Below are 4,776 nucleotides of genomic sequence, written 5' to 3' on the forward strand. Positions count from 1 at the left end.
TATGTAGAAAAAGATTGTTGAGCATTTTATGTAAAGTCGATTTTTGAATGCTGGCAGCGTGATTTAACTAAATTTGCGGAATTCTCCTTCCTGAATGTTAATTGCGAGTAAAACGAGCTTTTAGCATTAGGTGGGAGATGGATAGCAAACAGCTCTTCGAGCTGTCATTTCTCTGGCCTTTCTTGTTTTTCAATATATGATTTGAGGACTTCAAGTGGCGCACCACCTGCTGTAATCAGGCAATAAGCTCGAGTCCAAAGTACGGGTTTCCAATAAAAACGATTGATGTGTTCAGCATATTCTTTTCGTAACAATCGACTAGTGACCGTTTTTAGGTTATTCACAAAACGACTTGGCATGATATTAGGATGCATATCTAGTAATAAATTGTATTAGTCTTAACTTAATCTGACAATTCTGATTTAAAAAAGAAAGTTACCGGTTTTAGTTAACATCACTAGATAATTAAATAAAAGGTAATTTTATGTATCAAACAAATAATCCTATCATCAAACATAAAGTCGGCTTACTTAACCTTGCACAAGAGCTTCGTAATGTATCAAAAGCCTGTAAGATTATGGGGGTATCCCGAGATACTTTTTATCGCTATCAGGAACTTGTTGACGATGGTGGGATAGATGCTTTAATTAATCAAAATCGACGGGTAGCTAACATAAAAAACAGAGTAGATGAACAGATTGAAAGTGCAGTGGTTGATTATGCCATTGAGTACCCTGCCCACGGACAACATCGTAGTAGTAATGAACTCAGAAAAAAAGGCATTTTTGTTTCTGGTAGTGGTGTTCGTTCTATTTGGTTACGTAATAATCTCGAAAATTTCACAAAACGCTTAAAAGCGCTTGAAGATAAAATAGCGACAGAAGGGATTATGCTGTCTGAATCACAAATCAGCGCATTGGAAAAGAAAGCGCAGGATGATGAGGTTAGTGGTGAGATTGAAACGGTGCATCCGGGTTATCTGGGGTCACAGGATACTTTCTATGTCGGTCATTTAAAAGGCGTTGGTCGTGTTTATCAACAGACTTATATTGATACTTACAGTAAAGTGGTTCACTGTAAGCTTTACACAACGAAAAGCTCAATAACGGCGGCGGATTTATTAAATGATAAGGTTCTGCCTTTTTATACGCAACATGGGTTACCGATATTACGTATATTAACGGATAGAGGCAGTGAGTATTGTGGTAAAGTTGAACATCACGATTATCAACTTTATTTGGCTATCAACGATATTGATCACACAAAAACCAAAGCTCGCTCCCCTCAAACTAATGGGATTTGTGAACGCTTTCATAAAACCGTATTACAAGAGTTCTACCAGGTGGCTTTTCGTAAGAAAATCTATGGGACTTTAGATGAATTACAATATGATTTAGACAAATGGTTAGAGCAATATAATAACCAGTGTACTCATCAAGGAAAAATGTGTTGTGGCCGCACCCCTTTGGCAACTTTACAGGATGGAAAACAACTTTGGAGAGCGAAAGATTTAAATCAGATTTAAACTGACAGATACTGTATAAATAACCGGTAACTGTCAGATTAAGTCTAAGCTACTACACCTAATTTAATTAACCTTTTTTATAAAGGTCAAAACTTACAGTACCTATTGCTCCTCCATCATAGTTGGCACCACTGACGTCTACAATATATTTATTATTTTCTCTATTCCATTCACTAGTATTTTTCTTAGAACCCCATGGACAATCCCAACTATAATGCCCAATTTTAATATCTTCATCAAAAAGGTCGAAGCTACCTGTTGTACCTGAAGATGCATCTTCACGACCGCATGAAGCAATGATGTAGGTTTCCCCCTCTTTAACAACATAGTTATTAATGTTTTCGATATTAATTTCTTCGTCTTTATCTGCTGGATTATGGAATTTTCCCCATCCAATAGATAGATTTTTTATTTTTACACTAAAATTTTCTGGAGAAATGTTCATTTTTATCCATTGAGAATAAGCCATAAAAACCTCTTTATTTTTATAAAAGAATTTCATTAAAAGATTAAGATAATTTCCGCCGAAAAGTAATTCTTTCCCGATAAAAGGATTACGGCGCTGTATACGAGATATCAGCGAGGCAATTAAATAGGGATATGGATTTATCTTTTCAGATGTGAATTTATCAAACGGATATGTCTATGAAGTGGGCTGTGAGAGTGTGATAGAGCTATCGGCTGACTATTTTGATTGTTCCATCAGGCTAAATCACCCACTGATAGCACATTAACAGACTTTTTGCGGACCGCACTAATACTTTTTTTATTTTTTTACTGAGATAAAAAATAGGAAGAGTTTAACCATCTAGGGCTCCGTTTGGGAAACGGAAAATATTGTACGTTAAGACTACTTTTTAATCAGACGCCACTTCTTTATAAAGAGCTTGAATACGGCAAACCTGCGAAGCACTGTAGCCTGTTGCCTCTGCTGTTTCTCGGATGCTGAGTTTTTTCACCTGACGGTAGTACATTACTTTTTGGTACCGTTCCTGATCAGCTTGTTTCCCTCGATATTTACCCAGCATATGCGCGCGCTCAATTCCCTGTTTTTGTCGTTTTCGGCGACTCAGCCAGTCCTTATGTGACATGGCTGCCATCAGGTCGATAAGCATATTGTTGATGGCAGTCAGCACAAAAAACAGACTTAACGTACAATATTTTCCGTTTCCCAAACGGAGCCCTAAAACAAAAGATTTTTGATATTTCTATTTTTCGTTTGAGAACAAAGAGGAAATTATCATGATTCAGCCCAGAAAATACAGAACAACCTTTCGACATTTAAAGGCAGGCATGTCGGTTTTTCACAACAACAAAACGTTGAAAATCGTGAAATTGAAAAAGCGCGAAATGACAGAAAAAGGGTTGATGTATCACTTTGATGTTATCGGCGGAAACGGTGTTTTGATAGGAGAAAGCGGCACCCGAATATACACGCCAAAAAATTGCTAAATTAGCAAAAAAAATTCAACTCATCCCACCCAAAAAATACGATTATTTTTTTGTATCGTAACTCATTGATTTTGATCGCTTTATTTTTACCTAAGTTATTGAATTTGATCAACTATTTGACATATTGAAATTTCGCATTACAATCTTATTATCTTTTTTTCTGTACGTATGTACAGCATTCGCTCTTTAACAATTTGGGGTTTACCTCTCTGTGGTTCGCAGAGCACATAATATGCTTTTTGGCATTCTGTGTTGGTGTTTTTTATTCAATAACACCGTTATCCACATTCAATCGATTTGTGGAAATCGTATTTAAAAATCTTCGTGTTTACGAGGGTTGTTATCGTATGAAATTCAAAAACATCAAAATATAGCGTTCAGGAGAGAGGTATGCCCCAAAAAATCATTTTTCTTCAAAAGAGAGATAACGTCAAAAAAAGGAAAATACTTCGGGCAATTCAATTTTCGAGAGAAAAAGAGAAACAACAGGTATTTAACTAGAAACTCAAAAAAGCCTTTTGGCGACACGAAAATCCACGTCAGCAGTTACAGGATTTTCAACGACAGATAGTAGTTTACGCTAATCTGTTCATGAATCACCGCAAAAAACAGCAAAAACAAATAATAGCTAACCAAAGGGCGCGAATTGACGCCTATTTTTATGATTAAAATTTATTTTTCTTCAAATTTTATTTAAACCACCCCAGGGAAATCACACGTGAATTGACCGTCAATTAATTTGATGGCGAGCTTCTTTTTGAAAATTTTGGAGGATAGCGATAGTGAGTATAATGTTAATGGTGCAAGCCATGAATACCCAAGTAGGAAATCCCGCCCGAAAACTCGTTTTGCTTAAACTTGCTGACCATGCCAATGATGAAGGTATTTGTTGGCCTTCCTATGAATCTATTGCCAAGCAGTGTGAAATTTCAAAAAGAACCGTCATTCGTCATATTGCCGAACTGGAAAAACAAGGACTCGTTCAAGTTTTTCAAAGAGAGCGAAACGGGCATCACCATAATCAATCAAACAAGTATGTTTTGCGGTTAAGTAATAGCCAATCTTTATCACCAAATCCAAATACGAAACAACCAAAAAATGACGGTGACAATTTGGTAAGTGATGGTGACAAAAATGACAACCTCATAGTGACAAAAACAGCAGCTCATGGTGACACAGTGTCACCCGAATCAGTCATATAGAACCAGTCATAAAATAGAACCTAATAATATTAGTTTCCATCGCGCAAAATTTGTTCAACCTCCTAGTCAAAACATTTGGCAAGATTATCTTGAGCATCGAAAAAACAAAAAAGCCAAATTGACCGAAACGGCACTTAACCGACTTGTGCAAAAAATTAACGCTGCCAACAAATTCGGATATGCAACCGACGACATACTGGCTGAATGTATGCTCAGAAACTGGCAAGGCTTTGAGGTTTCTTGGCTTGAGCAGAAAAAATATCAGCGCAACAGTCTCATCAATGAAATAACAACCCGTCCAAGCAATCCTGAGGGGTTTGTTGTTATCAACGGTTAATTTTTTTGGAGACGCAACCATGAATATCATCCAACGACTACAAAAAATCATGCCCGAAAATATCAAGCCAATTGCCTGTAGTTGGGAAGAACATTTAGCCAAAATGCAAAAAATATCCGAAGAAGCCAGCTTGCAAGGAAGCAGCCTAGCGGCTGCAAATCGATATCGGGTAGAATGGTGGTACCTTGAACTTCTGGAAATCATATAAAATTACCCCCGTGCTTTCTGAATTCACTCCTCGCCCTCTAAAAACGTTGTTT

The 4,776-nt window shown here is 37.0% G+C and carries 7 protein-coding genes and 1 pseudogene; 5 read left to right on the top strand and 3 right to left on the bottom strand.

The features are described 5' to 3' along the window. Positions 1–164: 164 nt before the first annotated feature. A complete protein-coding gene (gene tnpA / locus CBG25_RS17690; protein ID WP_290608307.1) occupies positions 165–374 on the bottom strand; it encodes an IS200/IS605 family transposase in 210 nt (69 codons plus the stop codon). 110 nt (positions 375–484) lie between these two features. Here tnpA and CBG25_RS17695 point away from each other — a divergent pair, with 110 nt between their 5' ends. After that, positions 485–1,525 carry an IS481 family transposase gene (locus CBG25_RS17695; RefSeq protein ID WP_290608308.1) on the top strand — a complete coding sequence of 347 codons (1,041 nt, stop codon included), beginning with the start codon at positions 485–487 and terminating at the stop codon, positions 1,523–1,525. 67 nt (positions 1,526–1,592) lie between these two features. On the opposite strand, the gene CBG25_RS17700 is transcribed toward CBG25_RS17695, so the two are convergent. Both CBG25_RS17700 and CBG25_RS17705 read right to left on the bottom strand, forming a co-directional pair. Continuing rightward, entirely contained in the window at positions 1,593–1,994 is a 402-nt protein-coding gene (locus CBG25_RS17700) for an aegerolysin family protein (RefSeq protein WP_290608309.1), read from the bottom strand. Between the two features lie 388 nt (positions 1,995–2,382). After that, positions 2,383–2,661: pseudogene (locus tag CBG25_RS17705) on the bottom strand (resolvase); the annotation flags it as partial. A gap of 106 nt (positions 2,662–2,767) precedes the next feature. Between CBG25_RS17705 and CBG25_RS17710 the strand changes: the two are divergent. The 4 genes from CBG25_RS17710 (at position 2,768) to CBG25_RS17725 (ending at position 4,724) form a co-directional block, all read left to right on the top strand. Further along, on the top strand, positions 2,768–2,977 hold the full coding sequence (locus tag CBG25_RS17710; RefSeq protein ID WP_290608310.1) for a hypothetical protein: 210 nt from the start codon (positions 2,768–2,770) through the stop codon (positions 2,975–2,977). 791 nt (positions 2,978–3,768) lie between these two features. Further along, positions 3,769–4,179, top strand: a complete 411-nt coding sequence (locus tag CBG25_RS21540; RefSeq protein ID WP_366212806.1) for a helix-turn-helix domain-containing protein — start codon at positions 3,769–3,771, stop codon at positions 4,177–4,179. Further along, positions 4,145–4,516, top strand: a complete 372-nt coding sequence (locus CBG25_RS17720) for a hypothetical protein (protein ID WP_290608312.1) — start codon at positions 4,145–4,147, stop codon at positions 4,514–4,516. The genes CBG25_RS21540 and CBG25_RS17720 overlap by 35 nt, the downstream gene beginning before the upstream one ends. Before the next feature lie 19 nt (positions 4,517–4,535). Next, positions 4,536–4,724 (top strand): hypothetical protein, encoded by a 189-nt coding sequence (locus CBG25_RS17725; RefSeq protein ID WP_290608314.1) that lies wholly within the window; start codon positions 4,536–4,538, stop codon positions 4,722–4,724. Positions 4,725–4,776: the final 52 nt, after the last annotated feature.

Source organism: Arsenophonus sp. ENCA (assembly GCF_002287155.1).
Classification (GTDB): domain Bacteria; phylum Pseudomonadota; class Gammaproteobacteria; order Enterobacterales; family Enterobacteriaceae; genus Arsenophonus; species Arsenophonus nilaparvatae.

Coding starts and splice junctions, on each gene's coding strand:
- tnpA (WP_290608307.1), bottom strand. CDS start 374: ATGCATCCTAATATCATGCCAAGTCGTTTTGTGAATAACCTAAAAACG.
- CBG25_RS17695 (WP_290608308.1), top strand. CDS start 485: ATGTATCAAACAAATAATCCTATCATCAAACATAAAGTCGGCTTACTT.
- CBG25_RS17700 (WP_290608309.1), bottom strand. CDS start 1,994: ATGGCTTATTCTCAATGGATAAAAATGAACATTTCTCCAGAAAATTTT.
- CBG25_RS17710 (WP_290608310.1), top strand. CDS start 2,768: ATGATTCAGCCCAGAAAATACAGAACAACCTTTCGACATTTAAAGGCA.
- CBG25_RS21540 (WP_366212806.1), top strand. CDS start 3,769: ATGTTAATGGTGCAAGCCATGAATACCCAAGTAGGAAATCCCGCCCGA.
- CBG25_RS17720 (WP_290608312.1), top strand. CDS start 4,145: ATGGTGACACAGTGTCACCCGAATCAGTCATATAGAACCAGTCATAAA.
- CBG25_RS17725 (WP_290608314.1), top strand. CDS start 4,536: ATGAATATCATCCAACGACTACAAAAAATCATGCCCGAAAATATCAAG.